Source organism: Burkholderia pseudomultivorans (assembly GCF_902499075.1).
Taxonomy (GTDB): Bacteria; Pseudomonadota; Gammaproteobacteria; order Burkholderiales; family Burkholderiaceae; genus Burkholderia; species Burkholderia pseudomultivorans.
Window position 1 is genome coordinate 136,315 of the sequence record NZ_CABVPP010000007.1, and the last position, 26,823, is coordinate 163,137.

Annotated in this window: 23 protein-coding genes and 1 pseudogene; 18 read left to right on the forward strand and 6 right to left on the reverse strand. The window is 67.3% G+C overall.

The features are described from left to right. The first annotated feature begins 2 nt into the window (after nt 1-2). The 6 genes from BST28156_RS07875 to BST28156_RS07900 all read left to right on the forward strand — a co-directional run bounded on the left by BST28156_RS07875 (nt 3) and on the right by BST28156_RS07900 (nt 7,304). Nucleotides 3-1,172: an electron transfer flavoprotein subunit alpha/FixB family protein gene (locus BST28156_RS07875; protein ID WP_174901946.1), complete on the forward strand. Its 1,170-nt coding sequence runs from the start codon at nt 3-5 to the stop codon at nt 1,170-1,172. Continuing rightward, entirely contained in the window at nt 1,169-1,954 is a 786-nt protein-coding gene (locus tag BST28156_RS07880; RefSeq protein WP_174901947.1) for an electron transfer flavoprotein subunit beta/FixA family protein, read from the forward strand. Before BST28156_RS07875 ends, BST28156_RS07880 begins: the two co-directional genes overlap by 4 nt. Nucleotides 1,955-2,006: 52 nt before the next feature. Next, complete coding sequence (locus BST28156_RS07885) at nt 2,007-3,248, forward strand: aromatic ring-hydroxylating oxygenase subunit alpha (RefSeq protein WP_060244392.1); 1,242 nt, start codon at nt 2,007-2,009, stop codon at nt 3,246-3,248. Nucleotides 3,249-3,285: 37 nt separating this feature from the next. After that, a complete protein-coding gene (locus BST28156_RS07890; RefSeq protein ID WP_060244390.1) occupies nt 3,286-4,434 on the forward strand; it encodes an FAD-binding oxidoreductase in 1,149 nt (382 codons plus the stop codon). Between the two features lie 171 nt (nt 4,435-4,605). Further along, nucleotides 4,606-5,469 carry a glycine betaine ABC transporter substrate-binding protein gene (locus tag BST28156_RS07895; protein WP_060244388.1) on the forward strand — a complete coding sequence of 288 codons (864 nt, stop codon included), beginning with the start codon at nt 4,606-4,608 and terminating at the stop codon, nt 5,467-5,469. A gap of 179 nt (nt 5,470-5,648) precedes the next feature. Continuing rightward, entirely contained in the window at nt 5,649-7,304 is a 1,656-nt protein-coding gene (locus BST28156_RS07900; protein ID WP_174901948.1) for a trimethylamine N-oxide permease, read from the forward strand. Between the two features lie 121 nt (nt 7,305-7,425). Here BST28156_RS07900 and BST28156_RS07905 read toward each other — a convergent pair whose 3' ends face one another. Then, nucleotides 7,426-8,499 (reverse strand): substrate-binding domain-containing protein, encoded by a 1,074-nt coding sequence (locus tag BST28156_RS07905; RefSeq protein WP_060244384.1) that lies wholly within the window; start codon nt 8,497-8,499, stop codon nt 7,426-7,428. 211 nt (nt 8,500-8,710) lie between these two features. Between BST28156_RS07905 and BST28156_RS07910 the strand changes: the two genes are divergently transcribed. The 6 genes from BST28156_RS07910 (at nt 8,711) to BST28156_RS07935 (ending at nt 14,949) form a co-directional block, all read left to right on the forward strand. Beyond that, on the forward strand, nt 8,711-9,703 hold the full coding sequence (locus BST28156_RS07910; RefSeq protein WP_060254510.1) for a substrate-binding domain-containing protein: 993 nt from the start codon (nt 8,711-8,713) through the stop codon (nt 9,701-9,703). Nucleotides 9,704-9,788: 85 nt separating this feature from the next. Then, entirely contained in the window at nt 9,789-11,348 is a 1,560-nt protein-coding gene (locus BST28156_RS07915) for a sugar ABC transporter ATP-binding protein (RefSeq protein ID WP_174901949.1), read from the forward strand. Then, nucleotides 11,341-12,354, forward strand: coding sequence for an ABC transporter permease (locus tag BST28156_RS07920; protein WP_060244380.1), 1,014 nt, complete (start codon nt 11,341-11,343; stop codon nt 12,352-12,354). The genes BST28156_RS07915 and BST28156_RS07920 overlap by 8 nt, the downstream gene beginning before the upstream one ends. Further along, nucleotides 12,351-13,409, forward strand: a complete 1,059-nt coding sequence (locus BST28156_RS07925; RefSeq protein ID WP_060244378.1) for an ABC transporter permease — start codon at nt 12,351-12,353, stop codon at nt 13,407-13,409. Before BST28156_RS07920 ends, BST28156_RS07925 begins: the two co-directional genes overlap by 4 nt. Then, complete coding sequence (locus tag BST28156_RS07930) at nt 13,406-14,299, forward strand: sugar phosphate isomerase/epimerase family protein (protein WP_174901950.1); 894 nt, start codon at nt 13,406-13,408, stop codon at nt 14,297-14,299. Before BST28156_RS07925 ends, BST28156_RS07930 begins: the two co-directional genes overlap by 4 nt. After that, the gene (locus BST28156_RS07935; protein WP_174901951.1) at nt 14,296-14,949 is read left to right on the forward strand and encodes a nucleoside/nucleotide kinase family protein; all 654 of its coding nucleotides are present in this window, start codon (nt 14,296-14,298) and stop codon (nt 14,947-14,949) included. The genes BST28156_RS07930 and BST28156_RS07935 overlap by 4 nt, the downstream gene beginning before the upstream one ends. A gap of 61 nt (nt 14,950-15,010) precedes the next feature. Here the strand turns inward: BST28156_RS07935 and purU are convergent, their stop codons facing one another. Further along, the gene (purU, locus tag BST28156_RS07940) at nt 15,011-15,895 is read right to left on the reverse strand and encodes a formyltetrahydrofolate deformylase (protein WP_060244372.1); all 885 of its coding nucleotides are present in this window, start codon (nt 15,893-15,895) and stop codon (nt 15,011-15,013) included. A gap of 171 nt (nt 15,896-16,066) precedes the next feature. After that, nucleotides 16,067-16,993 carry a choline sulfate utilization transcriptional regulator gene (locus BST28156_RS07945; protein WP_174901952.1) on the reverse strand — a complete coding sequence of 309 codons (927 nt, stop codon included), beginning with the start codon at nt 16,991-16,993 and terminating at the stop codon, nt 16,067-16,069. Between the two features lie 207 nt (nt 16,994-17,200). Between BST28156_RS07945 and betC the strand changes: the two genes are divergently transcribed. The 4 genes from betC to BST28156_RS07965 all read left to right on the forward strand — a co-directional run bounded on the left by betC (nt 17,201) and on the right by BST28156_RS07965 (nt 22,763). After that, nucleotides 17,201-18,736 (forward strand): choline-sulfatase, encoded by a 1,536-nt coding sequence (gene betC / locus BST28156_RS07950; protein ID WP_174901953.1) that lies wholly within the window; start codon nt 17,201-17,203, stop codon nt 18,734-18,736. Between the two features lie 45 nt (nt 18,737-18,781). Continuing rightward, nucleotides 18,782-19,747 (forward strand): choline ABC transporter substrate-binding protein, encoded by a 966-nt coding sequence (gene choX / locus BST28156_RS07955; protein WP_060244366.1) that lies wholly within the window; start codon nt 18,782-18,784, stop codon nt 19,745-19,747. Nucleotides 19,748-20,015: 268 nt separating this feature from the next. Next, entirely contained in the window at nt 20,016-21,155 is a 1,140-nt protein-coding gene (locus tag BST28156_RS07960) for a porin (RefSeq protein WP_060244363.1), read from the forward strand. A 357-nt stretch (nt 21,156-21,512) separates the two neighbouring features. Further along, entirely contained in the window at nt 21,513-22,763 is a 1,251-nt protein-coding gene (locus BST28156_RS07965; RefSeq protein WP_174901954.1) for an MFS transporter, read from the forward strand. 59 nt (nt 22,764-22,822) lie between these two features. Here BST28156_RS07965 and BST28156_RS07970 read toward each other — a convergent pair whose 3' ends face one another. The 3 genes and pseudogenes from BST28156_RS07970 to BST28156_RS34690 all read right to left on the reverse strand — a co-directional run. Further along, entirely contained in the window at nt 22,823-23,185 is a 363-nt protein-coding gene (locus BST28156_RS07970) for a YbjQ family protein (RefSeq protein WP_060244358.1), read from the reverse strand. Between the two features lie 100 nt (nt 23,186-23,285). Further along, nucleotides 23,286-24,230 (reverse strand): GlxA family transcriptional regulator, encoded by a 945-nt coding sequence (locus tag BST28156_RS07975; RefSeq protein ID WP_060244356.1) that lies wholly within the window; start codon nt 24,228-24,230, stop codon nt 23,286-23,288. A 125-nt stretch (nt 24,231-24,355) separates the two neighbouring features. Continuing rightward, nucleotides 24,356-24,466 (reverse strand): annotated as a pseudogene (locus BST28156_RS34690) (helix-turn-helix domain-containing protein); the annotation flags it as partial. Nucleotides 24,467-24,777: 311 nt separating this feature from the next. Between BST28156_RS34690 and BST28156_RS07980 the strand changes: the two are divergent. After that, a complete protein-coding gene (locus BST28156_RS07980) occupies nt 24,778-25,731 on the forward strand; it encodes a choline ABC transporter substrate-binding protein (RefSeq protein WP_174901955.1) in 954 nt (317 codons plus the stop codon). Between the two features lie 97 nt (nt 25,732-25,828). Then, on the forward strand, nt 25,829-26,758 hold the full coding sequence (gene cdhC, locus BST28156_RS07985) for a 3-dehydrocarnitine:acetyl-CoA trimethylamine transferase CdhC (protein ID WP_060244353.1): 930 nt from the start codon (nt 25,829-25,831) through the stop codon (nt 26,756-26,758). Nucleotides 26,759-26,823 lie beyond the last annotated feature (65 nt).

Sequence of the window (26,823 nt, forward strand, 5' to 3'; positions counted from 1 at the left end):
GGATGAACACGATCAAACGAATCGATCCGCGCCGGCCCTTCATCATCACGCCGGCCGGCCTGAAGCGCATCACGCTCGGCGAGGAAGGCAGCGCCGACGCCAGCGTCGCGAACTGGTCCGCGCACGGTCACGCGGCGTCTGCCGCAAAGCCGCGCCGCGCGCTGCAGGATCCGAAGCACGTGCTGCTGGTGGTCGCCCACAGCGAGCGCGGCGCACTCGACGATCCGGCGCGCCAGGCGATCGCCGCCGCCGCGCTGCTTGCTGACGCGCAGACCGAAGTTGCGCTGCTCGCGTTCGGCGAACTGAAGGACGACGTCGCCGAGCTGGGCGTCGACAAGCTGCTGGAACTCGCCGGCTTCGATCGCCGCGCGTTCGCGCCCGAAAGCGAATTGCAGGCGTTGCAGGCCTGCGTGGCGGCGCTGGCGCCGAAACACGTGTTCGTGCCCGACAACGCGACCGGCGACGGCGACCTCGGTCGCCGTTATGCGGCGGCGGCCGGCGCGAGCGTCGCGACGCACGTCGTCGAGATCGACGCGAAGCACGTCGGCGCGTATGCGCATGCGAAGCGCGCGTTCGCGACGCGTTCGCTGCCCGACGTGATCCTGCTCGCGCCGAACGCGGTCGAAGCGAAGCTGCCGTTCGTCGGCGCGGGCGAACGTCTCGGCGCCGATTTCATCCGGCCGGACGGCGACGCCGCGCAACCATACCGCGATCTCGGCCTCGAGGAACTCGATGCCGCGCAGGTCGCGCTCGAGGAAGCCGACTTCATCGTCTCGGCCGGCAACGGCGTGACCGACATCGGCGCGTTCGAGCGGTTGGCCGGCACGTTCGGCGCGGCGATCGGCGCGAGCCGCGTCGCGGTCGACAACGGCCACTTCACGCGCGACAAGCAGGTCGGTGCGACCGGCAAGACGGTCGAGGCAAGCGTGTACATCGCGTTCGGCATTTCGGGCGCGGTGCAGCATCTGCAGGGGATCAAGGACTGCCGCCACGTGATCGCGGTGAACCTCGACGGCAGTGCGCCGATCGCGAAGCGCGCGAACCTGACGGTGGTCGGCGACGCGCAGGCGACGATCGCCGCGCTGATCGAACAGGTGCAGGCCGCGCGCGCCGCGCGCGGACAATCGCCGGCCGCGGTCGGCGCCCGTGAACCGGAAGGAGTCGCAGCATGAATGCCCCCCGCCAGTTGCAACGCATCGCGGTGCTCGTGTCCGTCGGCCGGCACCCCGTGAGCGGCGTCGCGCGCTACAGCCGCAACGACGCGGCCGCGCTCGAGACCGGCCGCGCGCTCGCCGAGCGGCATCGCGCGAAGCTCGACGTGATCCATGCGGGCGATCCCGCGAATCCGGCGCTCGCCGAATACCTGGCGCTCGGTGCGCGCGAGGTCGAGGTGCTGGTCTGCGACGACGGCGAGGATGTCGCGCAGGCGCTGGCCGCGCGCGTCGAGGGCTACGACCTCGTGCTGACCGGCACGCGCGCCGAGGGTGCGTACGACACCGGGATGCTGCCGTATCGCGTCGCCGCATCGCTCGGTTATCCGCTCGTCGGCTCGGCCGTCGACGTGACGATCGACGGCGGCCGCGCGGCGGTCCGGCAATTTTTGCCGAAAGGTCTGCGGCGGCGCGTCGATGCGGCGCTGCCGGCCGTCGTCGCGGTCCATCCGCTTGCCAATGCGCAGCCGCGCTACGCCTACGCCCGGCTGCGTGCCGGCGCGATCCGTCCGACCCGCACGGCGACCGGCAGGGATGCCGAAGCGGCCGCGTGGACGGTCGGCGCGATCGAGCGCAAACCCGTCAAGCTGGTCGCGGCCGAGAAGCGCTCCGGGCATGCCCGGATGCTGTCGGCGACGACGACCGAAAGCCGCGGCGGGAACGTCGTAATTGAGGGGAGTTCAGTCGAAAAAGCACAAGTGATCCTTGCGTATTTGCGCGAGCATCAGCTCATCGACTACTGATTTTGATGCCTGTCGGCAAACACACTGGGATGCAAGGAATCCGGAGCAAACGATGAAAGTATCGGCAGACATTCGTGCACTGATCGAGCGGCGCAAGGAAGGCTACAGCCTCGAGGCGCCGTTCTACACGAGCGAGGAGATCTTCGCGCTGGACATGGAGACGATTTTCCGCCAGCACTGGATCCAGGTGGCGGTCGAACCCGATATCCCCGAACCGGGCGATTACGTGACGGTGGAACTGGGGAGCGATTCGATCCTGATCGTGCGCGACGACGACATGGCGATCCGCGCATTCCACAACGTGTGCCGTCACCGCGGCGCGCGCCTCTGCAACGAGGACAAGGGTTCGGTCGGCAACATCGTGTGCCCGTACCACAGCTGGACCTACAACCTGACGGGCCAGCTGATGTTCGCCGAGCACATGGGCGAGAAGTTCGACCGCTGCAAGCACAGCCTGAAGTCGGTGCACGTCGAGAACCTCGCGGGCCTGATCTTCATCTGCCTCGCCGACGAGCCGCCGGTCGACTTCGCGAAGATGCGCGCCGAGATGGAGCCGTACCTGCTGCCGCACGACCTGCCGAACACGAAGATCGCCGCGCAGATCGACATCATCGAGGAGGGCAACTGGAAGCTCACGATGGAGAACAACCGCGAGTGCTATCACTGCGTCGCGAACCATCCGGAGCTGACCATTTCGCTGTACGAATACGGCTTCGGCTACCAGCGCTCGGATGCGAACGCCGAAGGCATGGACGCGTTCGCCGAGACCTGCGTCCGGCGCGGCAAGGAGTGGGCCGAGATGGGCCTGCCGTCCGCCGAGATCGAGAAGCTGCTCGACGTGACGGGTTTCCGCACCCAGCGCCTGCCGCTCGACCGCAGCGGCGAATCGCAGACGCTCGACGCGAAGGTCGCATCGAAGAAACTGCTCGGCAAGTTCGACCAGGCCGACCTCGGCGGCCTGTCGTTCTGGACGCAGCCGAACTCGTGGCACCACTTCATGAGCGATCACATCGTCACGTTCTCGGTGATCCCGCTGTCGGCCGGCAAGACGCTGGTGCGCACCAAGTGGCTCGTGAACAAGGATGCGAAGGAAGGCATCGACTACGACGTGAAGAACCTGACGGCCGTGTGGAACGCGACCAACGACCAGGACCGCGCGCTCGTCGAATTCTCGCAGCGCGGCGCGAACAGCAGCGCATACGAGCCGGGTCCGTACTCGCCTTACACGGAAGGGCTCGTCGAAAAATTCTCGGCCTGGTACATCGGCCGGCTCGCCGAAAAAACCGGCGCATAGCGATTAGCGATCTAGCGATTTAGCAGCGGAGTCAGACATGATGCGAGATGCGGCCAATTTCGAGCCGACCGACAGCCGGGTCACGCGCCCGGCCTTCTGGAACGCCCTTTCCGAGCGCTGGACGAGCGACGTCGAGGAAACGCTGGTGTGTTGCCACGTGCGGCAGGAAACGCACGACGTGAAGAGTTTCTTCTTCCGTTCGCCGCAGGGCCGCACATTCTCGTTCGAGCCCGGGCAGTTCCTCACGCTCGAACTCGACATCGACGGCGAGACGATCAACCGCTGCTACACGATCTCGTCGTCGCCGACGCGGCCGCACACGGTGTCGATCACCGTCAAGCGCGTGCCGGGCGGCAAGGTATCGAACTGGCTGCACGACAACCTGCAGCCGGGCGCATCGGTGCGCGTGCTCGGGCCGGCCGGCGAATTCACGTGCGCGCGGCATCCGGCGCGCAAGTACCTGTTCCTGTCGGCGGGCTCGGGCGTCACGCCGCTGATGTCGATGAGCCGCGCGCACCACGATCTCGCCGAGGATCGCGACATCGTGTTCGTGCACAGCGCGCGCACGCCGGACGACATCATCTTCGCGCGCGAGCTCGACCTGATCGCGTCGAATCACGCGAACTTCCGCACATCGTACGTCGTCGAGCGCGTCGGCGCGCGCACCAACTGGCCGGGCGTCACGGGCTTCCTGACGCTGCCGCTGCTGAAGCTGATTGCGCCGGATTTCATGGAGCGCGAGATCTTCACGTGCGGCCCCGCGCCTTACATGAAGGCCGTGCGCGACCTGCTCGACGAAGCGGGCTTCGATCGCAAGCAGTATCACGAAGAGAGCTTCTCGTTCGAGACGCTCGCGCAGACCGCGAGCGACGAACTGCTTGCCGAGCTCGCGCCGGCTGCGGACGGCAGTGAAGTCGCGACGAAGCAGTACACGGTCAGCTTCGCGAAGAGCAACCGCGAGATCGCGTGCGGCTCGGAGCAGCACGTGCTCGATGCGGCGCGCCAGTCCGGCGTGCGGCTGCCGGCATCGTGCACGCAGGGGATGTGCGGCACCTGCAAGGTGAAGCTCGTGTCGGGACAGGTCGAGATGAAGCACAACGGCGGGATCCGCCAGCGCGAGATCGATCAGGGCATGGTGCTGCTGTGCTGCAGCAAGCCGCTGTCGGATCTCGTGATCGACAAGTAAGCCGACAGCGCCCGTTTCCGTCGTCGATGGAAACGGGCGTTTTTTTGCCGCGGCGCGACGTCTCGCGTCGTTTCCAGGCAAGCATCCGTCGGAAAACAGCGATACCGCGGAATTGTGGTTGAAGAACCTAGAGAGACAACGCGCACGGTGCGCAAATCAAGGAGATCTGCCATGAAACTACTCGGAAAGCTGTTGTGGACCGGCGCACTGTCGGCGATGGTGGCGCTGAGCGCGTCGGCGCTCGCGGATACGAAGCCGACGCTGAAGATCGGCTACGTCGAAGGCTGGGACGACAGCGTCGCGACGTCGAACGTCGCCGCCCGCATCATCGAGAAGAAGCTCGGCTACCCGGTCCAGCTGGTGCCGGTCGCGGCCGGCGTGATGTGGCAGGGCGTCGCGCGCGGCGATCTCGACGGCACGCTGTCCGCGTGGCTGCCGGTCACGCAGGGCGCGTACTGGGACCAGTTCAAGACCAAGGTCGTCAATCTCGGCACCAACTTCCCCGATGCGAAGATCGGCCTGATCGTGCCGGCCTACGTGAAAGCGAAGAGCATCGACGACCTCAACGCGGAGAAGAGCGATTTCGGCGGCCGCATCGTCGGCATCGATGCCGGCGCGGGCGTGATGCGCAAGACCGACGACGCGATCAAGAGCTATGGGCTGAACTACACGCTGATGCCGAGCTCGGGCAGCGCGATGACGGCCGAACTCGCACGCTCGGTCCATGCGAACAAGGCGGTGGTCATCACCGGCTGGGCGCCGCACTGGATGTTCGCGAAGTGGAAGCTGCGCTTCCTCGACGATCCGAAGAAGGTGTACGGCGAAGCCGAGCACGTCGACAGCGTCGTGAATCCGGCGCTCGAAACGAAGGCGAAGCCGGTGGTCGCGTTCCTGAAGAAATTCCAGTGGAAGCCGGGCGAAATCGACAGCGTGATGCTGGCGATCCAGAACGGTTCGAAGCCGGAAGCGGCGGCCGACGCATGGATCGCGGCGCATGCCGACCGCGTGAATGCATGGACGGAAGGCGCGCAGTAAACGCGCGGCGATTCGTCGCATTAAACAACTAAAGAGACAGTCCGGGAATGGCTTGCAGGAATCCGAAATAATAGCGATGCACTGCGGCCATATCCCGGAATTTTTTTGCCGATTCTGCAAAAAAGCCCGTAATTTGTTACACTGCGGCGCTTGTGCGGAGTCATCACAGGAGGATTTGGATGAGTCAGGCAGGACTGCGTGCGAACCGCACCAGTGATGTTGAGGCAACCATCTCACATGATTCGACGGGCCACACGCTGCACCGTGGCCTGACTTGGAAGGATGCATTCTGGGTAACGAGCGGCGTGCCGGCAGGCGTGCTGTTCACGATCGGCGGCGTATGTGCGACGATCGGCCAGCCCGCGTGGGCGATCTGGATCGCCGCGATCACGATGGGGCTGATTCAAAGCGCGACTTATGCGGAAATATCGGGGCTATTTCCCCATAAATCGGGCGGCGCGTCGGTGTATGGCGCGATCGGCTGGGTCCGTTACAGCAAGCTGATTGCCCCGGTTTCCGTGTGGTGCAACTGGCTCGCGTGGTCGCCGATGCTCGCGCTGGGCTGCGGCCTCGCGGCGAGCTATGCGCTCACGAGTCTCTTTCCCGCCGATGCGGCGGTGCTGCACTGGCAGCTCAAGGTTGCGGATCTCGGTTTCATCAAGCCGGGTCTGTCGCTGCGGATCAACGCGACGTTCATCATCGCGACGATCCTGCTTCTCGTCACGTTCAAGCTTCAGCACAGCGGTGCGTCGAAGGCTGCGCGCACGCAGCGCATTCTCGGCATCGCGTCGCTCACGCCGCTGCTGATCGTCGGCATCGTGCCGTTCGTCACCGGCGACGTGCCGATGTCGAACCTGCTGCCGCTGCTGCCGCTCGGTCACGACGCGCACGGCAATCTCACGGCCGCGACGTTCGGCGCGTGGAACGGGCAGGGCGTGACGATGGCGCTCGGTGCGATGTTCATGGCCGGCTGGGCGTCGTACGGCTTCGAGACGGCCGTCTGCTACACGCGCGAATTCCGCGATCCGCGCCGCGACACCGCGAAAGCGATCTTCTGGTCGGGCGCGCTGTGCCTGGTCGTGATGACGCTCGTACCGATGGCGTTCCAGGGCGCGCTCGGCACGCAGGCGATGCTCGATCCGGCGATCGGCGACGGCACCGGCGTCGCGGCCGCGATGGCGAAGATCGTCGGCGGCGGCGCGTGGGTTGCGAACGCGGTCGTCGTGATGCTGATGCTGTCGATTCTGCTGATCGTGATGACGTCGATGATGGGCTCGTCGCGCACGCTGTACCAGGCATCGGTCGACGGCTGGCTGCCGAAGTACCTGTCGCACGTGAACGAGCACGGCTCGCCGACGCGCGCGATGTGGACCGATCTCGGCTTCAACCTCGTGTTGCTGATGATGTCGGACTACATGACGGTGCTGTCGATCTCGAACGTCTGCTACATGTTGTTCGTGTTCCTGAATTTGCAGTCGGGCTGGATCCACCGGATGGATCGCGGCAGCTGGGATCGTCCGTTCCGCTGTCCGACGTGGCTGCTGGTCGCAGGTTCGCTGTGCGGCTATGCGAATCTCGTCTATGTCGGCGCGGGTGCGAACCTGCAAGGCGACGGCACGCTGCGCAACGGCCTGATCGCGATGCTGCTGATCGTGCCGGTGTTCCTCTATCGCCATTACTGGCAGGATCGCGGCCGCTTCCCGGCGCAGATGCAGCGCGACATGGAGCTGGAAGTGCCGAAGCGCAGCATGTGGCTGAATCTCGCGCCGTATGCGGCGCTCGTCGCTGCGGCGCTGACGATCGGGTTGTCGTATTACTTCGCATGGGTGAAGTGAGCGCCTGACGCGTTGCCTGCCGGGAACGGATACCGCACACGCTCCCGGCGAAGCACGTACATGAACCAGGCCCGGCCGGTCGACAGAACGGTCGGGCCTGGTTCATTCGGCGCGCGTACGATCAGCCTGCCGGTTCTTCGTCGCTCGCGCGCGTGTCGTCGTCGAGCGTGCGCATGAAGCGCGTCGGCACCATCACGACCGGGTGCGGCGCGCCGCTCGCGGCGTCACCCTTGTCGAGCAGCGCGAAGGCTTCGGCGATCAGCCGCTGCACGTCCTGCCGCAGCATCGTGACGTCGAACGGCAGGCGTGCGGCGAACGGGTCCCAGTCGAAGCAGCCGACGGCCGTGCGCTGCCAGATGTCCCACGGCAGTTCCGACGCGAACCGCACGAGCCCTTCGAACGACGTGATCGAATTCGTGAGCATGCCGGCCGGCAATCGGCCGAGCGCATCGTAGCGCCGCGCGAGCGCCTCGCGTGCGGCGGCCGGCGCATAGCCGCAGCGTTCGATCGCGTCGGACGACGGCGGCGGCAGGCCGCGCGCGGCAAACGCATCGTGAAAGCCCGCGATGCGCATCTCGGTCGCGTATTCGCCGGCGATTCCGCCGAGCAGCATCAGTTCGTCGGGTGCATTGCCGCGCGCAATCATCTTGTCGATCAGCACGTCGGTCAGCGCCCGCGCGCCTGCCCGGTTGTCCGACACCACCGACGGCGCGCCTTCTCCCGGCAGGTCGACGTTGATCGACGGTATGCCGGCCGCGTCGCACAGTGCATTGAGCGGTGCGGGGTCGCGCACGCCGGCGATGAACAGCAGTTCGACGCGCTGCGCGAGCAGCGTCTGCGTGACGTTCAGTTCGACATCCCGGTCGCGTTGCGTGCCGACGACGATCGGGCACAGGCCGCGCCGGCGCGCCTCGTCCTCGAAGGTTTCGGCGAGCCCGGCGAAGAAGCGGTTGCGGTAGTGCGGGATGACCATGCCCGCCAGCCCCGAACGCGACAGGCGCAGACCGCGCGCGCTCAGGTTCACGTTGTAGCCGAGCGCCTTGGCGCTGTCGAGAATGCGCGCGGCGGTTTCCTCGCTGATCCGGTAGCGCGCCCAGGTGCCGTTCAGCACCATGCTGACCGTGGACGTCGATGAGCCGGTTGCCTTCGCGATGTCGTAAATCGTGGACTTGCGTCCTGGGTTCGTGCGGGCCATCTGCGTCGCTTCTCCCCTTGAGTGTGGTTTTTGTCCTATGCCGACGGTATGCGTTTCGGCGTGCCGTTCCCTATCAGGGTTTTCCCATGCTTCCCGTCGAAGCTAAATGGATTCAGCATACACGAAACGGTTTGCTGAATGGATTTAGCAACCGACCGCCATGCCGGCGTCCGAAATGCCGGCGACGGTCGTCTTCCTGGATGGAGGAGACATGTCAGTGAATTTCTTGCGCACGGTGTGCGCGGGTGTGATTGCGTTTGCGCTCGCAACAGGCATCGCGTCGGCATCGCCGGACAAGCCGGTGATCGGCGTCGTCGTGAAGATCGGCGGGATCCCGTGGTTCAACGCGATGGACGCAGGCATCAGGAAACGTGCCGAGCAACTCGGCGTGAAGGCGTTCATGGTCGGGCCGACCAGCGCGGACCCGGCGCTGCAGGTGCGCGCGATCGAAGACCTGATCGCGCAGAAGGTCGACGTGATCGGCGTGGTGCCGAACGATGCCGAGGTGCTCGAACCGGTGCTGCAGCGTGCGCGGGCCGCGGGTATCAAGGTCATCACGCACGAGTCGCCGAAGCAGAAGAACACCGACTGGAATTTCGAGCTGGCTTCCGCGAAGGGGTTCGGCGAGGCTTATGCGAAGAACCTCGCGGCGGCGGTCGGCGGCAAGGGCGAATACGCGGTGTTCGTCGGCTCGCTGACGGTCCCGCTGCACAACGCGTGGGCCGACGCCGCGATCGCGTATCTGAAGGCCAACTATCCGGACATGAAGCTGGTCGGCGATCGCTACGGCGTGGCCGAGGATGTGGACGCCTCGCGCAAGACCGCGCTCGACCTGATGCGCGCGCATCCGAACCTGAAGGCAATTCTTGCGTTTGGCAGCCAGGGGCCGATCGGCGCCGCGCGCGCGGTCGCCGAGCGGCAGGCGAAGGGCAAGGTCGTCGTGCTCGGCCCGTTTTCCCCGGGGCAAGGCCGGCGACTCGTGCATGAAGGCGTGCTCAACGGCGGCTACATGTGGAACCCCGAGCAGGCAGGCGAAGTGTTCGTGACGCTCGGCACGATGCTCGCGAAGGGGCAGCCCGTGAAGGACGGCATGACGATTCCGGGGCTCGGCGTCGTGCATCCCGACGGACACAACCTGATCGTGAATCAGCTCGTCGAGCTGAACGCGAAAACCGTCGACGATCTCGCGAAGCAGGGGCTGTAAGCGGCCCGTGCGGGCGCGACGCGCCACGCGACGCAGTCGTTCGATTCTTCCGATGTTCGATAGCAGGCCGCACCGGAGCCCAGCGATGATGTCTGCCCATTCCCGCGAAGCCGCGGCGTCCGGCCGGGCGGCCCCGCCGTCGGTCGCGCGCGCAGCCGGCGCGCCGCTGCTCGAGCTCGACAACGTGTCGAAGACGTTTGGCGGCGTGCAGGCGTTGCAGCACGTGCGCTTCGACGTGATGCCGGGCGAGGTGCTGTGCCTGGCCGGCGAGAACGGCTGCGGCAAGAGCACGCTGATCAAGATCGTGAGCGGCGTCCATCGTCCGGAACCCGGCGCGGTGATCCGCTTCGACGGCAAGCCGGCCGTCGATCTCGATCCGGCGCGGGCCCGCGCGCTCGGCATCCAGGTGATCTGGCAGGACCTCGCGCTGTTTCCCGAGATGACGGTCGCCGAGAACATCGCGTTCGAGCAGAACCTCGGCGCGCGTCCGCGGCTGGTCGACTACGGGCGGATGAGCGCAGCCGCGCGGCAGATTCTGTCGCGGCTCGGTGTCGCGCTCGATCTCCGCCGCCCGGTGCGCACGCTGACGATTGCCCAGCGGCAGGTGGTCGCGATTGCGCGCGCGCTCGTCGCCGATGCACGCCTCGTGTTCATGGACGAGCCGACTGCGTCGCTCAGTCATGCCGAGACGCAGGCGCTGCTGGCGATCGTGCGCCGCCTGTCGGCCGACGGCATTGCGGTGGTGTTCGTCAGCCATCGGCTCGCGGAAGTGCTCGACGTATGCGCTCGCGTCACCGTGATACGCGACGGCCGGTATGTCGGAACCTTCCCGACGGCCGGGATGACGCAGACGCGGCTCACCGAACTGATGACGGGGCGCACCTTCGATTACACGGTGCGCACGGCCGACCTGTCGAGCGCGCCCGCGATGCTGCGGGTCGACGGGCTGTCGAGGCGCGGCGAATACGATGACGTGTCGTTCGAGGTGCGCCGCGGAGAGATCGTCGGCATGACGGGGCGGCTCGGCGCCGGGCGCACCGAGCTGGCGCTGTCGCTGTTCGGAATGACGCGGCCCGAGGCCGGCACGATCGCGCTCGACGGTCGGCTGCTGTCGCTGCGCTCGAATCGGGACGCGATTCGCGCCGGCATCGCCTATGTGTCGGAGGATCGCCTGCAACTGGGGCTGGTGCAGCCGCAATCGATCGGCGACAACAGCGTGATCGCCGTGCTCGACCGCCTGCTCGGTGCGGCACGGCTGATTTCTCCGCGCCGGCGCGACGGGATGATCGGCGAATGGATCGAACGTCTCGCCGTCAAGATCGGCAGCCCCGACGATGCGGTGTCGACGCTGTCCGGCGGCAACCAGCAGCGCATCGTGCTCGCGAAATGGCTTGCCACGCAGCCGAAGCTGCTGATCCTCGATTCGCCGACGGTCGGCGTCGACGTCGGCGCGCGCGCCGGCATCTTCGCGATCGTCCGGCAGCTTGCGGCGCAAGGCATGGCGATCCTGCTGATTTCCGACGAGATTCCCGAGGTCTACTTCAACGCAGATCGCATCCTGCACATGCGCGACGGCCGCATCGTCGCGCAATACGTGCCGGGCGGCACGCCGATCGACCACATCGAGCGAGACGTTCATGCATAACCCGCGATCATTCGGCATCGGCGCGACCGAAACGTGGCTGCTCGCCGTGATCGTCGCGATGGCGGCCGGCCTCGGCATCGCGACGCCGACCTTCCTGACGCTGTCGAACCTGTTCGACCTGCTCAACCAGAGCTCGGTCAACATCATCTTCGCGGCCGGCCTGCTGATCGTGCTGATCGCGGGCGGCATCGACATCTCGTTCGCGGTCGGCGCGTCGGTGGTGCAGTACCTCACCGCGCTGACGGTGATGCGGGTCGGCGGCGGCAACTGGGCGCTCGGCTTCGCGGTCGCGGCCGGCTTCGGCATCCTGCTCGGCGCGGTGAACGCGACGCTCGTCTACCGGTTCCGCATCGTGTCGATCGTTGCGACGATCGCGACCTTCAACCTGTTCTTCGGCGGATTGATGTTCGTGACCGGCGGCGTGTCGATCTACGATCTGCCCGATTGGTGGATGAATCGCATCACGCTCGTGCAGGTCGACACGCCCGCCGGCGTCGCGTCGCTCGCGCTGCCGGTCGCGGTGATGGCGGTGGCCGTCGTCGCGACGTGGTTCCTGTTGCGGCGCACGACACTCGGCCGCCAGCTCTATGCGACCGGCGACAATCCGGAAGCCGCGCGGCGCGTCGGCATCGATCTCGCGACGATGCATTACGTCGCGTACGGCTGGCTCGGGATGATGGCCGGCATCGCCGGGCTGATGCAGGCGCATTACGTGCAGGAAGTCGTGCCGAACGCGCTGTACGGCCGCGAACTGGACGTGCTCGCCGCCGTCGTGCTCGGCGGCGCGCGACTCGGCGGCGGGCGCGGCACGGTGCTCGGCGCGGTCCTCGGCATCCTGCTCGTATCGATCACCGCGAACGGGCTCAATCTGCTCGGCGTGTCGCCGTATGCATTCAAGATGATCGTCGGCGCGGTCATCCTGGTCGCGATCACCGTGTCGAGCGACGGCGCTGCCCGACTCGCCGGCTCGCGCTTCCTGGCGCCGCGTGCGAGGGCCCGGTCATGAAACGCGTGGATTCCCGCGATGTTCCGGCGCTGTCCGTGCCGGGCGACGTGGCCGGCCTGCTCGGCTTTCTCGCGTGCGTCGTCCTGGCGATGAGCGTCGCGTCGGACCGCTTCCTCACGGGCGGCACCTTCGTGTCGATCGCGTTCCAGCTGCCCGAGCTCGGGCTGTTCACGCTCGCGATGCTGATGCCGCTGGTTTCCGGCGGCTTCAATCTGGCCGTCACGTTCACCGCGAACATCGCGGGACTCGCGATGGCATGGGTGATCCAGTCGCACGGCGGCCCGGAGGCCGGTCTCGCGGCGGTCGCGCTCGGCATCGCGGCCGCGCTCGCGACCGGCGCGGCGGCCGGCTGGCTGATCGGCGCCGTGATTGCGCATACGGGCGCGAGCCCGATCCTCGTGTCGCTGTCCGCGATGATCTTCCTGCGCGGCCTCGGCGAATTCGTGACGCACGGCGGCGACATTTCCGGGTTCCCGCCGGTGGTGCGCGCGATGGGCAACGGACTGTGGCTCGGCGTGCCGGTTCCGCTGTGGATCTTCGCGGGCTGCGCGCTGATCTGGCACATGGTGATGACATATTCGCGGCTCGGCTTCGTGACGCGGATGATCGGCTCGAACGTCGAGGCGACCCGCTACTCGGGCATCTCGACCACGCGTGCGATCACGCGCATCTACATGCTGTCGGGCCTGATGTGCGGCGTGGCCGGTGTCGTGATGCTGTCGCGTTTCAACTCGGTGCGCGTCGGTCATGGCGAAGCGTTCCTGCTGATCTCGGTGCTCGCCTGCTTCCTTGGACGCGTCGACCCGTTCGGCGGCTTCGGCCGCGTCGCGCCGGTCGTGATCGCGCTCGTGATCCTGCAAGTGATCGCGTCGGGCCTCAACCTGCTCGGCGCGAGCCAGCATCTCGCGACCGCGCTGTGGGGGGCTTTCCTGCTCGCGGTGATGCTGGTGCGCTGGGCGTGGGCGCAACGGGCATCGCGACCCCGTCACCGCACGCGCACGGCAGCGGCCGCGCGCAGCGGCCTCGAACCCGCTCAACGGAAGGAGACGAAATGAACAAGCTTGGCGTACATGCACTGGTCTGGGAGGCCGGCTGGAGCCGCGATGCGTGCGCGCGCGCGATCGCGAACACGGCCGAGGTGGGCTTCGATTTCATCGAAGTGCCCGCGCTCGATCCCGATTCGATCGACGTCGAATTCACGCGCCGCGAACTCGAACGATACGGCCTCGGTATTACTTTCTCGCTCGGGCTCGATGCGGAGTCGGACATTTCGAGCGGCGATGCGCAGAAAGCCGAGCGCGGCAGGAAAAAACTCGAGGCCGCGCTGCGCGTCGCGCGCGACTGCGGCGCGACGCATGTCTGCGGGATCCTCTATTCGGCGTTCCAGAAGAACTTCAGGCCGACCACGGCCGACGGCGTCGCGATGTCCGCCGACATCCTCGCGCAGGTAGCCGAGACGGCCGCGCAAAGCGGTGTCGCGCTCGGCCTCGAGGTCGTCAATCGCTACGAGTCGAACGTGCTCAATACCGCGTCGCAGGGCGTCGAGCTATGCCGGCGCATCGGCCGGCCGAACGTGAAGGTGCATCTCGACACGTACCACATGCATATCGAGGAATCGGACGTGACGTCGGCGATCCGCGACACGGGCGAGCATCTGGGCTACGTGCACATCGGCGAATCGCATCGAGGCTATCTGGGGTCGGGCAACGTCGATTTCACGGCGGTATTCCGCGCGCTGGCGGTCAGCGGCTATACGGGGCCGATCGCGTTCGAGAGCTTTTCGTCGCGCGTCGTCGGTCAGCCGCTCGAAGGCATTCTCGCGATCTGGCGCAACCTGTGGGAAGACAGTCACGATCTCGCGGCGCATGCACTCGCGTTCATGCGCGTGCAGCTCAAGTCCGCGCGCGAGGCGCTGAAACAGGCCGAACGGAGCCGGCTGCCATGAGCGGCGCGGCGACGGCGGCGCGTCGCGTCGATTGCGCGGAACTGGCCGGGCACCTGCTCCGGACGCAGCGGGCGGCGCGGCGCATCGTCGCGATTGCCGGCGCGCCGGGCGCCGGCAAGAGCACGTTCGTGGAGCGGCTGCGTGCCTGCATCGACCAAGGTGCGCGCGGGCGTGCGGCCGTCGTCGCGATGGATGGCTTCCATTACGACGATCGGGTGCTGGGCCTGCGCGGCGATCGTGCGCGCAAGGGCGCGCCGCATACGTTCGATGTCGACGGCCTGGCGGCACTGCTGGCGCGATTGCGTGCGGACGACGGCCGGGACATCGCGGTGCCCGTGTTCGACCGGTCGCTGGAGATCGCGCGGGCCGGCGCGGACATCGTGCCGGCCTCGGCCCGCCTGATCCTGGTCGAGGGCAACTACCTGCTGCTCGACGAGAAGCCGTGGGATGCGTTGCGACCGTCGTTCGACGTGACGATCATGCTCGACGTGCCGCGCGCGACGCTCGTCGAGCGGCTGACCGCGCGCTGGCGCGGCTACGGGATGGATGACGCGGCGCTGCGCGCGAAGATGGACGGCAACGATTCGATCAATATCGATACGGTGCTGTCGCGCAGCGTCCGCGCGGATTTCAGCGTCGATAACGGGTGAGGGGAGCGGCGAAGCGCGGCTTTCGGCCGGCTTCGCCGATACCGCGCCCGGCTTCATCGCGTTACGAAAACACCACCGTCCGATCCCCGTTCAAAAACACCCTTCGCTCGATGAACGCCTTCACCGCGCGCGCAAGCGTGATGCACTCGACATCGCGCCCGACCGCCAGCAATTGCTCGGGACGCAGCGCATGATCGACGCGCTCGACGACCTGCTCGATGATCGGGCCTTCGTCGAGATCGTCGGTGACGAAGTGCGCGGTCGCGCCGATCAGCTTCACGCCGCGCGCATGCGCCTGGTGATACGGCTTCGCGCCCTTGAAACCCGGCAGGAACGAATGATGGATGTTGATCGCGCGGTTCGCGAGCTTCGCGCTCGTTTCCTGCGACAGCACCTGCATGTAGCGCGCGAGGATCACGAGTTCGGCGCCGCTCGTCTCGAAGAAGTCGAGCCACTGCGCTTCCTGCTGCGCCTTGGTCTCGGCCGTGATCGGGAAATGCCGGAACGGCAGTCCATGCTGCGCGGCGAGCGGCTCGAAGTCGGGATGGTTCGACACGATGCCGACGATGTCCATCTTCAGCTCGCCCATCCGCCAGCGGAACAGCAGGTCCGCGAGGCAGTGCTCGAGCTTCGACACCATGATCAGCACCTTCGGCCGCGCGTTCACGTCGTGAATCGCCCATTGCATGTCGCCGTCCTGCCCGGCGAGGCTCGTCGCGATCGGCGCGAACTCGTGGCGCAGCGCGTCGATCTGCAGCGTTTCATCCGTCGGATGAAAGACGCAGCGCACGAAGAAGCGGTTGCTGAGATCGTCGTCGAACACGTTCAGCGCATCGACATAACAGCGATGGCGATCGAGAAAGCCGACGACGGCGGCGACCTGGCCGGCCGCGCTCGGGCACGACAGCGTCAGGACGAATTGATCGGGGCGTGGGTCGGCGCTCATGAGACTCCTCGGATGTCAGGGGGGCGCGAAGCCGCGCGGCGGCGGCCGGAAGCGGCGCGCCGCGTGGCTCGCGGGAGGCTCAAGTAAATCAGGACGATTTGGCAGCGGATAGAACCAACCCGCCGTGTGGCTGGTATCGGCGCGCCAGCGCGCCGGGAACGGCCGCCCGCGCTACGCGCCCGCGCACGCGTCGAGCAGCCAGCGGCGGAACACGTGCGTCGCGTCCGGCTCGGGCCGCTGCGGCGGCCGCACCAGGAAGTAGCCGCGCGACGTGACGACGGGCGCGTCGACGAGCTTCACGAGCTGGCCGCCGGCGACGAGTTCGTCGACGAGCGGCGCCCAGCCGAGCGCGACGCCTTCGCCGAGCAGCGCCGCATGGATCACCAGCGCGTAGCTGTTGAAGGTCACGCCGCGCGCGGCGGCCGGCGCATCGAGGCCGTGCGCGTCGAACCAGCCGGCCCACGACAGCCAGCGTTCGGGGCGCGTCGGCTGCACGTGCAGCAGCGGCAGCGCGAGCAGGTCGTCGGCGCGCGCGACGTGCGGATGCGCGTCGCGGAACGCCGGCGAGCATACCGGCGTGACGGCTTCCGGAAACAGCCGTGCTGCGGTGCACGACGGCCAGTGGCCGTCGCCGAACAGAATCGCGATGTCAGCATGGTCGCGCTGCGCGTCGTAATCCTGCGACGTGACCACGCGCACGTCGACGCCCGGCATCACATGCTTCAGCCCCGCCAGACGCGGCATCAGCCAGTAGGTCGCGAAGCCGAAATCGGTGACGATCGTCAGCGACCCGTGTTCGCGCCGCGCGCGCAGCGTCGCGGTGGCGCCGCGCAGCGTGTCGAGGCTCAGCCGCACGGCTTCGTACAGGCATTCGCCGTCGTGCGTCAGCGTGACGCCGCGCGGGCTGCGCTCGAACAGCGGCACGCCCAGCTCCGCTTCGAGCTGGAACACCTGCTGGCTGACGGCCGGCTGCGTCGAGCCGAGCTCGCGCGCGGCGGCCGTGAAGCTCGCGAGCCGCGCAGCCGACTCGAACGCACGCAGCGCCTGCATCGACGGTAACGCTTCGGATTTCGACATAAGTCTCTCTAATGGCCCCATAAGGGCCGGACGCCTTCCCGCGCGAATTCGGGCGGGCGATAGTGCATCGGACGGCGCCTACCTGCGCCGCGCAAGGCTTTCCGCGATTCTAGCCAGTCGCGGCACGGTCGCGCGGCAGTTTCTTCGGGCGGCGTCCGTGATGCCGGACGCACCGTCGTGCGAGCGGCGCGCCGCTCCATTCGAACACCGATTTCTCCACGAACGCCGATGACGAACCCGACACCCAACATTCTGATCCTGATGGCCGACCAGTTGACGCCGTTCGCGCTGCCGGCCTACGGCAACCGCGTCGCCCGCACGCCGACGCTCGACCGGCTCGCCGCGCAAGGCGTCGTGTTCGACGCCGCATATTGCGCGAGCCCGCTGTGCGCGCCGTCGCGCTTCTCGCTGCTGACCGGCAAGCTGCCGTCGGAAATCGGCGCCTACGATAACGCGGCCGAATTGCCGGCGCAAACGCTGACGTTCGCGCACTACCTGCGCGCGGCCGGCTACCGGACGATGCTGTCCGGCAAGATGCACTTCTGCGGCCCCGACCAGCTGCACGGTTTCGAGGAGAGGCTGACCACCGACATCTATCCGGCCGACTTCGGCTGGGTGCCCGACTGGGACCATCCGACCGAGCGGCCGAGCTGGTATCACAACATGAGCTCGGTGCTCGATGCCGGCCCGTGCGTGCGCACCAACCAGCTCGACTTCGACGACGAAGTCGCGTTCGCCGCGAAGCAGAAGCTCTACGACGTCGCGCGCGAGCGTGCGGCGGGCCACGATGCGCGGCCGTTCTGCATGGTCGTGTCGCTGACCCATCCGCACGATCCGTACGCGATCACGCGCGAATACTGGGATCTGTACCGCGACGACGAGATCGACATGCCGGCCGTGCGGCTCGACGCGGCCGACAGCGATCCGCATTCGCAGCGGCTGCGCTTCGTCTGCGAAAACGACCGCACGCCGCCGACCGATGCGCAGATCCGCGCCGCGCGCCGCGCGTATTACGGCGCGACGTCGTACGTCGACACGCAGTTCGGCAGCGTGCTGAGCGCGCTCGAGCAATGCGGGTTCGCCGACGACACGATCGTGATCGTCACGTCCGACCACGGCGACATGCTCGGCGAGCGCGGGCTCTGGTACAAGATGACGTTCTTCGAAGGCGGCTGCCGCGTGCCGCTGATCGTCCATGCGCCGGGCCGCTTCGACGCCGCGCGCGTGCGCGGTCCGGTGTCGCACGTCGACCTGCTGCCGACGCTCGTCGAGCTCGCCGGCGCCGCGCCCGACGGCGGCTGGCCCGACCCGGTCGACGGCGGCAGCCTCGTGCCGCACCTGCGCGGCGCGCCCGCGCACGACGTCGCGCTCGGCGAATACCTGGCGGAAGGCGCGGTCGCGCCGGTCGTGATGATCCGCCGCGGCGACTGGAAGTACGTGCATTGCCCGGCCGATCCCGACCAGCTCTACAACCTCGCCGACGACCCGCGCGAGCGCACGAACCTCGCCGGCGTGCCGGCGGCGGCCGACGTGCTCGCGGCGTTCCGCGAAGAGGCCGCGCGGCGCTGGAACCTGCCCGAGCTGGACCGGCAGGTGCGCGCGAGCCAGCGCCGGCGGCGTTTCCATTACGCGGCCACCACGCAGGGCCGCATCCAGGCGTGGGACTGGCAGCCGTTTACCGACGCGAGCCAGCGCTACATGCGCAATCACATCGAGCTCGACACGCTCGAAGCGATGGCGCGCTTTCCGCGCGTCGGGCGCTGAGCGTCCCGCATCGCGATCATGAATGAACGACGGAGGAAGCGGACGATGAAACGGCAATGCAATGCAGCAACCCGGATCGGCGCGGCGCTTGCCGCGGCCGCCTGCATGACGGCGATGACGACGGCTCGCGCGGCCGAGCCGCAGACCTGCCGCGACGTGCGGATGGCCGCGCCCGGCTGGACCGACATCGACGCGACGAACGCGATGGCCGGTGTCGTGCTGAAGGCGCTCGGCTATCGGCAGGACGTCGCGAACCTGTCGGTGCCGATCACGTACCAGGGGTTGAAGAAAGGGCAGGTCGACGTGTTCCTCGGCAACTGGATGCCGGCGCAGGGCCCGCTCGTGAAGCCGTTCGTCGACGAGAAGTCGATCGACGTGCTGCACGCGAACCTGAGCGGCGCGAAGTTCACGCTGGCCGTGCCCGACTACGTGGCGGCCGCCGGCGTGCATTCCTTCGCCGATCTCGCGCGCTACGCGGACCGCTTCGGCGGCAAGATCTACGGGATCGAGCCCGGCGCGCCGGCGAACCAGAACATCAAGCGGATGCTGTCCGACCACGCGCTCGGCACGGCGAACTGGTCGCTGGTCGAATCGAGCGAAACCGGCATGCTCACGCAGGTCGAGCGCGCGGTGCGCGACAAGCGCTGGATCGTGTTCCTCGCGTGGGAGCCGCACCTGATGAACACCAAGTTCCACCTGACCTACCTGTCGGGCGGCGACGCGTATTTCGGGCCGAACTATGGCGGCGCGACGGTCAACACGGTCGCGCGCTCCGGATTTGCCGACCAGTGCACGAATCTCGCGCGGCTGTTCCGGCAGATGACGTTCTCGGTCGACGTCGAGAACCGGATGATCGCCGATATGCTAGACAACAAGACCTCGCCCGCGCTGGCCGCGCAGCACGCGCTGAAGGCCGATCCCGCGCTCGTCGCCGGCTGGCTGGACGGCGTGACGACCAGCGCCGGCGCGCCGGGCCTGCCTGCCGTGCGGGCGGCGCTCGACGGCCGTTGACGCGCGTCGACGCGCCTCTGGGCGGCTGCCTGTGCCGGGGCCGCCCGTCCTCCGTGTTTTCCCGAGCGGGTCGCATCGAGACCATTTGGTGTCGCCTTCAGACGGGTGACGGGAAATATGGGTTTGTATTTTTCGCCAATGGCTGGGTTATTGCGAAAAATGCAACACCGAAGCCATCGGATGTACCAAATACGAATCGACCGGCGCAGCGCGGTACGCGCCCGGCAAGGATTCTTTCCATCGAACGGGTCAGGGAGGGTGGTCGACAATGAAGCAATCGAAAGTTGCCGTGGCAGTTGCGCTGGCGTGCGCGGCGTGTATTCCCGCGATCGGTCATGCACAGAGCAGCGTGACGCTGTACGGGATCCTCGACGCGGGCATCACGTATGTGAACAACACGGGCGGCTCGCACGTGGTCAAGTTCGACGATGGCGTCTCGTACGGGAACCGTTTCGGGCTCAAGGGCACCGAGGATCTCGGCGGCGGCCTGAAGGCCGTGTTCGCCCTCGAGAGCGGCTTCCATCTCGGCAACGGGCAGCTCGGCTTCGGCGGCGCCGAATTCGGCCGCCAGGCTTATGTGGGCCTGCAGAACGGCTGGGGCACGCTGTCGTTCGGCAACCAGCTCGACATCACGAACGAGCTCGTATCGATCTACAACATCTCGGCGTGGGGCAGCGGCTATGCGATCCACCAGGGCGACTTCGACCGCTTCAACGGCGACCGCCTGCCGAATTCGGTGAAGTTCATGTCGAACGATCTCAACGGCTTCAAGGTCGGTGCGATGTATTCGTTCGGCAACGTCGCCGGCAACTTCCACCGCAACAGCGCATGGAGCGCGGGCGCGAGCTTCACGAAGGGCGACTTCTCGATCGGCGCCGCCTACACGCGCCTGAACAACCCGAACGGCATCTACGCGTTCGATCCGTACGCGATGATCGGCACGCACACGTTCCTCGGCCAGCAGACCGTCACCGTCGATCCGGTCACGGGCGCGCGCACCGACCTGTACGCGGACACGCCGATGAACGTCGACAGCCAGGGCACGTTCGGCATCGGCACGAGCTACACGATCGGCAAGCTGTCGCTCGACGCGAACTTCTCGTACACGACGATCAAGGGCTTCGGCCAGTCGTCGCACATGCAGGTGTACGAAGGCGGCGGCCTGTACCAGTTCACGCCGGCGCTGAGCTTCATCGCGGGCTACCAGCACACGCGCTTCGAAGGCCACCACTGGAACCAGGGCACGGCTGGCCTCCACTATCTGCTGTCGAAGCGCACCGACGTGTACATCTCGGGCGACTACCTGCGCGCGTCGCAGGGTGTCGATGCGGTGATCGGCTACAGCTTCACGCCGTCGACGACGCAGACGCAGGCCGACGTGCGGATCGGGATGCGGCATTCGTTCTGAGCGGAGCGGGTGGGGTTTTCCACGTCTTCAGCGAGGTCTCTCTTTGGCGCGAACTGCGGTTCGCGCTTTTTTTTTGGGGGGCTGATGCGTTCTGGTCGCCTTCCAGCAGCTTGAGCAGCATGCGCTTCGGATTCTTCAGAAAGGCATGACGGGCAGCGATCGAAAGCGATCGATCGTTAGCTCGCTTTCGCTAAACGCGGACGGATCTTTCCTTCCGTCACGCGCCGCCCAGACGTCGGCTCGTTTTCGGCGTTTGTCATATCATCGCGACTTGGCCGCGGCACGGCCGCCGGTCGAACGGCCTGCGAGCGGCTGCATCGTGCCGCCGCTCGCCATGCGCCGATCGCCGAGACCCCGATGACGACCCCGTTACCCGAAACCCGCCCGCCGTCCGACCTGCCTGCCAACCTGTTTCGCCACGTCCCGTTCCTGCGCTTCTGGGGCACGCGCGTGATGTCGTCGCTGGCGTTCCAGATCCTGTCGGTCGCGATCGGCTGGCATGTGTACGCGATTACGCACAGCGCGTTTGCGCTCGGCCTGGTCGGCCTCGCGCAGTTCGTGCCGATGTTCGCGCTGACGCTCGTCGTCGGGCAGGTCGCCGACCGCTACGACCGGCGGCGCATCGCGACGATCTGCCAGAGCGTCGAGGCGCTCGCATCGGGCGTGTTCCTGCTGGGCGCCGCACAAGGCTGGCTCAGTGCGCCGGGCGTCTATGCGCTGGCCGCGATCGTCGGTACCGCGCGCGCGTTCGAGTCGCCGTCGGTGTCTTCGCTGCTGCCGGCCGTCGTGCCGCGCCCCGAACTGCCGCGCGCCACCGCGCTGTCGACGTCCGCGAACCAGGCCGCGCAGATTCTCGGCCCCGCATTCGGCGGGCTGCTGTACGGCTTCGGCGCGCCGGTCGCGTTCGGCACCAGCGTCGTCGCGTTCGCGATCGCGGCGATGCTGAGCGGCAGGATTCCGCTGCGCAGCGCACCGCCGTCGCGCGAGCCCGTCACGCTGAGGTCGGTATTCTCCGGGATCGCATTCATCCGGCGCGAGCCGGCGATCCTCGGTGCGCTGTCGCTCGACCTGTTCGCGGTGCTGTTCGGCGGCGCGACCGCGCTGCTGCCGATCTATGCGCGCGACATCCTGCAGGTCGGGCCGTGGGGGCTCGGCGCGTTGCGCGCGGCGCCCGCGGTCGGCGCACTCGCGGGCACGCTGTGGCTCACGCGCTTTCCGCTGAAAGGGCGGCCCGGCCGCGCGATGTTCGGCGGCGTGATCGCGTTCGGCATCGCGACGATCGTGTTCGGACTGTCGCGGCATTTCGCGCTGTCGCTGTTCGCGCTCGCGGCGCTCGGCGCATCGGATGTGATCAGCGTGGTCGTGCGCCTGTCGCTCGTGCAACTGCGCACGCCCGACGAGATGCTCGGGCGCGTCAGCGCCGTCAATGCGCTGTTCATCGGCACGTCGAACCAGCTTGGCGAATTCGAGTCGGGCGTGACTGCCGCATGGTGGGGCGCGCCGGCGGCGATCGTCGTCGGCGGGGCGGCGACGGTCGCCGTCGCGCTCGCGTGGATGCGCCTGTTCCCGCAACTGACGCACATGAAGTCGCTCGAACGCGATGCGTGACGCACGTCGTGCGCGGCTGCGGCTGATGGCGCCGCGCGATGGCGACGCCGCCGTCATGCTCAGCCGTCGTGCGCCACGCGCACGGCCGTGCCGTAGCAGATGACTTCCGTCACGCCCGCGCCGATCTCGGTCGAGTCGTAGCGCATCGCGACGATCGCGTTCGCACCGAGCCGGCGCGCATCGGCGAGCATCTTGTCGAACGCCTGCTGACGCGCTTTTTCGCACAGCGACGTGTAGAGCGTGATGTTGCCGCCGAACAGCGTCTGCAGCGCCGCGCCGAACGAGCCGACGATCGAGCGCGAGCGCACCACGATGCCTTGCGCGACACCGAGCGAGCGCACGGTCGTATGGCCGGGCAGGTCGAACGCGGTCGTCACGCGATCGGGCGAGAGGTCGTCGAGGGGGCGGGAAATATCGGTCATGGCGGAGCCGGCGCGGGCGGGAGTGATCGAACGACGATTCTATCCGGATGCGAACGCGCGACCGTGCGAACGTGCGGCTGCGCAGCGACGCCAGCCGGCGTCAGCGCGTCGCGCGCCGGTCGCTGCGCGGACTCACGCCGAACCGCGCGCGATAGGTGCGGGAAAAATGCGACGGCGATTCGAACCCGCATGCGACGCACACCGACGTGATGCTCATGTCGGTCTGCTGCAGCAGCTCGCGCGCGCGTTCGAGGCGCAGGTTCTGGTAGAAGCGCGTCGGCGTGTCGTTCAGCGTCGTGCTGAACAGCCGTTCGAGCTGGCGGCGCGTGATCGCGACTTCTTCCGCGAGCGCATCGGAGCCGAGCGGATTCTCCATGTGCCGCTGCATCGTGCCGATCACCTGGATCAGCTTGCGGTTGTGCACGCCGTAGCGCGCGGCGATCTCGAGCCGCTGGCTGTCCGAGCGCTGCCGGATCCGGCTGACCACGAACTGCTCGGAGATCACGGCCGCGAGATCGGCGCCGTGCCGCCGCCCGATCAGGTCGAGCATCATGTCGATCGATGCGGTGCCGCCCGCGCAGGTGATGCGCCGGTCGTCGATCTCGAACAGCTCCTGCGTCGCGTTCAGGTCCGGATAGCGTTCGCGGAACGCGGCGAGCGCTTCCCAGTGCAGCGTGAGCGACTGCGATGCATCGAACAGCCCGGCCTCCGCCAGCACGAAGCTGCCCGTATCGATCCCGCCGAGCGTCGCGCCGTGCCGGTGCTGGCGGCGCAGCCAGTCGGCGAGCGGGCGCGTGTAGCACACGAGCGGGTCGAAGCCGGCGACGACGAAGACGGTATCGACATGCTCGACGTCCGCACACGCGGCTTCGGCCGCGACCGGGATCCCGTTGCTCGCGGCGACGGGCGCGCCGTCGACGCTGATCACGTGCCAGCGGTAGAGCTCGGTGCGAAACCGGTTCGCGACGCGCAGCGGCTCCACCGCGGACATGAAGCCCAGGGCGGAGAAGCCGGGCAGCAGCAGGAAATGGAAATCCTCGGGCATTGCAGTGGGAAATGAAATCCGGTGAACGTCGTGCATCTTGCAGGGCGGCACACGCATGGGCACGCGCCGCGGCCAGCGCGCCGGAGCCGAACGGTCCGCCCGTGATTATCGCGGGTTTTGCGCGGTCAGCGGGTTTTCGTGTGGCGCGCCGAGCGGCGCACTATCGTCGAAGGCAGTTCGCCGAACTCGGCCTTGTATGCGTTCGCGAAATGGCCGAGATGGGCGAAACCCAGCGGCCCTGCGCATGCGCCGACAGCACGTGTTCTACACCGATCGAAATCTGCCTGTCCATTTTCCGCTGTCCCATCCGCTGCGCGCTAGCGCATGACGCATCGGGACAAGCCCCGATTCCTCGGAAAATTGACCGAAACACCGCCCCACAAGGCCGAGCCGAACCGTAGTGGTTTCCACGCATAGTCGCAACCAGGCAAGAACTGGTCGCCGCCGGTCGCATTGCGTTGAAAATGGCCCGTTACTTTTGAGTCCACGATGCAGGCCGGGGCGCAATCCGCGCACCCGATGCATATCGGTCCAACCGGGAGAAACCATGAAGTCGACAAAGATCGCCGCGCTCGTCGCGGTCACGCTGGCGACGGGCGCGCTCGCCAATGCGGCGCAGGCCGAGACGGACGGCGCGACGTGCCGCAACGTACGGTTCGCCGACATCGGCTGGACCGATATCACGTCGACGACGGCGCTTGCGTCGACCGTGTTCGAAGGGCTCGGCTACAAGCCGACGACGACGATTTCCTCGGTGCCGATTTCGTTCGCCGGCCTGAAGAGCAAGCAGCTCGACGTGTCGCTCGGCTACTGGTGGCCGGTGCAGCAAAAGCAGCTTCAGCCGTTCCTCGACAGCAAGTCGATCAACGTCGTCGAGCCGCCGAACCTGTCGGGCGCGAAGGCGACGCTCGCGGTGCCGAGCTACGAATACCAGGCCGGCCTGAAGACCTTCGACGACATCGCGAAGCATCGCGCGGAACTGGACGGCAAGATCTACGGGATCGAGCCGGGCAGCAGCGCGAACGCGACGATCCAGAAGATGATCGACACGAACCAGTACGGGCTCGGCGGCTTCAAGCTCGTCGAGTCGAGCGAGGCGGGGATGCTGGTCACCGTCGAGCGCGCGATCCGCGAGAAGAAGTGGGTCGTGTTCCTCGGCTGGGAGCCGCACCCGATGAACATCCAGATCAGCATGAACTATCTGTCCGGCGGCGATGCGGCGTTCGGGCCGAACTACGGCGAAGCGCGCGTGTACACGCTGACGGCGCCCGACTTCATGGCGCGCTGCCCGAACGCGGGCAAGCTCGTCACGAACCTGCGCTTCACGACGCAGCTCGAGAACCAGCTGATGCAGTCGGTGATGAACAAGACCAAGCCGACCGATGCCGCGAAGGCCTACCTGAAGAAGAATCCGCAGGTGCTCGATGCATGGCTCGCGGGCGTCAAGACCTTCGACGGCAAGGACGGCCTGCCCGCCGTGAAGGCCTACCTCGGCCTGTGACGCCGTGACGGCCGGCGCGCGGCGACACGCGCGTCGGCGGCACACCCGAACGATTCACCCGCACTACGACACAACCCGAGTCAAGCGAGGCAACAGCATGAACCACGAAGTCATCATCACCTGCGCCGTCACCGGCGCGGGCGATACGGTCGGCAAGCATCCGGCGATTCCGGTCACGCCGAAGGAGATCGCGGCCGCCGCGATCGAGGCCGCGAAGGCCGGCGCGACCGTTGCGCACTGCCATGTGCGCGATCCGCAAACGGGGCGCGGCAGCCGCGACCCGAACCTGTATCGCGAAGTGGTCGACCGGATCCGCTCGGCCGACGTCGACGTGATCATCAACCTGACGGCCGGCATGGGCGGCGACCTGGAGATCGGCCCGGGCGAGGATCCGATGCGCTTCGGCAAGGGCACCGACCTCGTTGGCGGCCTCACGCGCCTCGTGCATGTCGAGGAACTGCTGCCGGAAATCTGCACGCTCGACTGCGGCACGCTGAATTTCGGCGACGGCGACTACATCTACGTATCGACGCCCGCGCAGCTGCGCGCCGGCGCGAAGCGCATCCAGGAGCTTGGCGTGAAGCCGGAACTGGAAATCTTCGATACCGGCCATCTGTGGTTCGCGAAGCAGTTGCTGAAGGAAGGGCTGCTCGACGATCCGCCGCTGTTCCAGCTGTGCCTCGGCATTCCGTGGGGCGCGCCGGCCGACACCGGCACGATGAAGGCGATGGTCGACAACCTGCCGCCGGGCGCGCACTGGGCCGGCTTCGGGATCGGCCGCATGCAGATGCCGATGGTCGCGCAGGCGATGCTGCTCGGCGGCCATGTGCGCGTCGGCCTCGAAGACAATATCTGGCTCGATCGCGGCGTGCATGCGACCAACGGCACGCTGGTCGAGCGCGCGCGCGAAATCGTCGAACGCCTCGGCGGCCGCGTGCTGACGCCGGCCGAGGGCCGCCGCAAGCTCGGCCTGCCGGCGCGCGGCGAGCGTCCGCTCGAACGCCGCGCAATCGCCGAATACGCATGAGCGTTGTACCCGTACTGCATTGCAAGCCGGCGGCGCGCGACACGCGCGCCGGCCGACCGATTCCC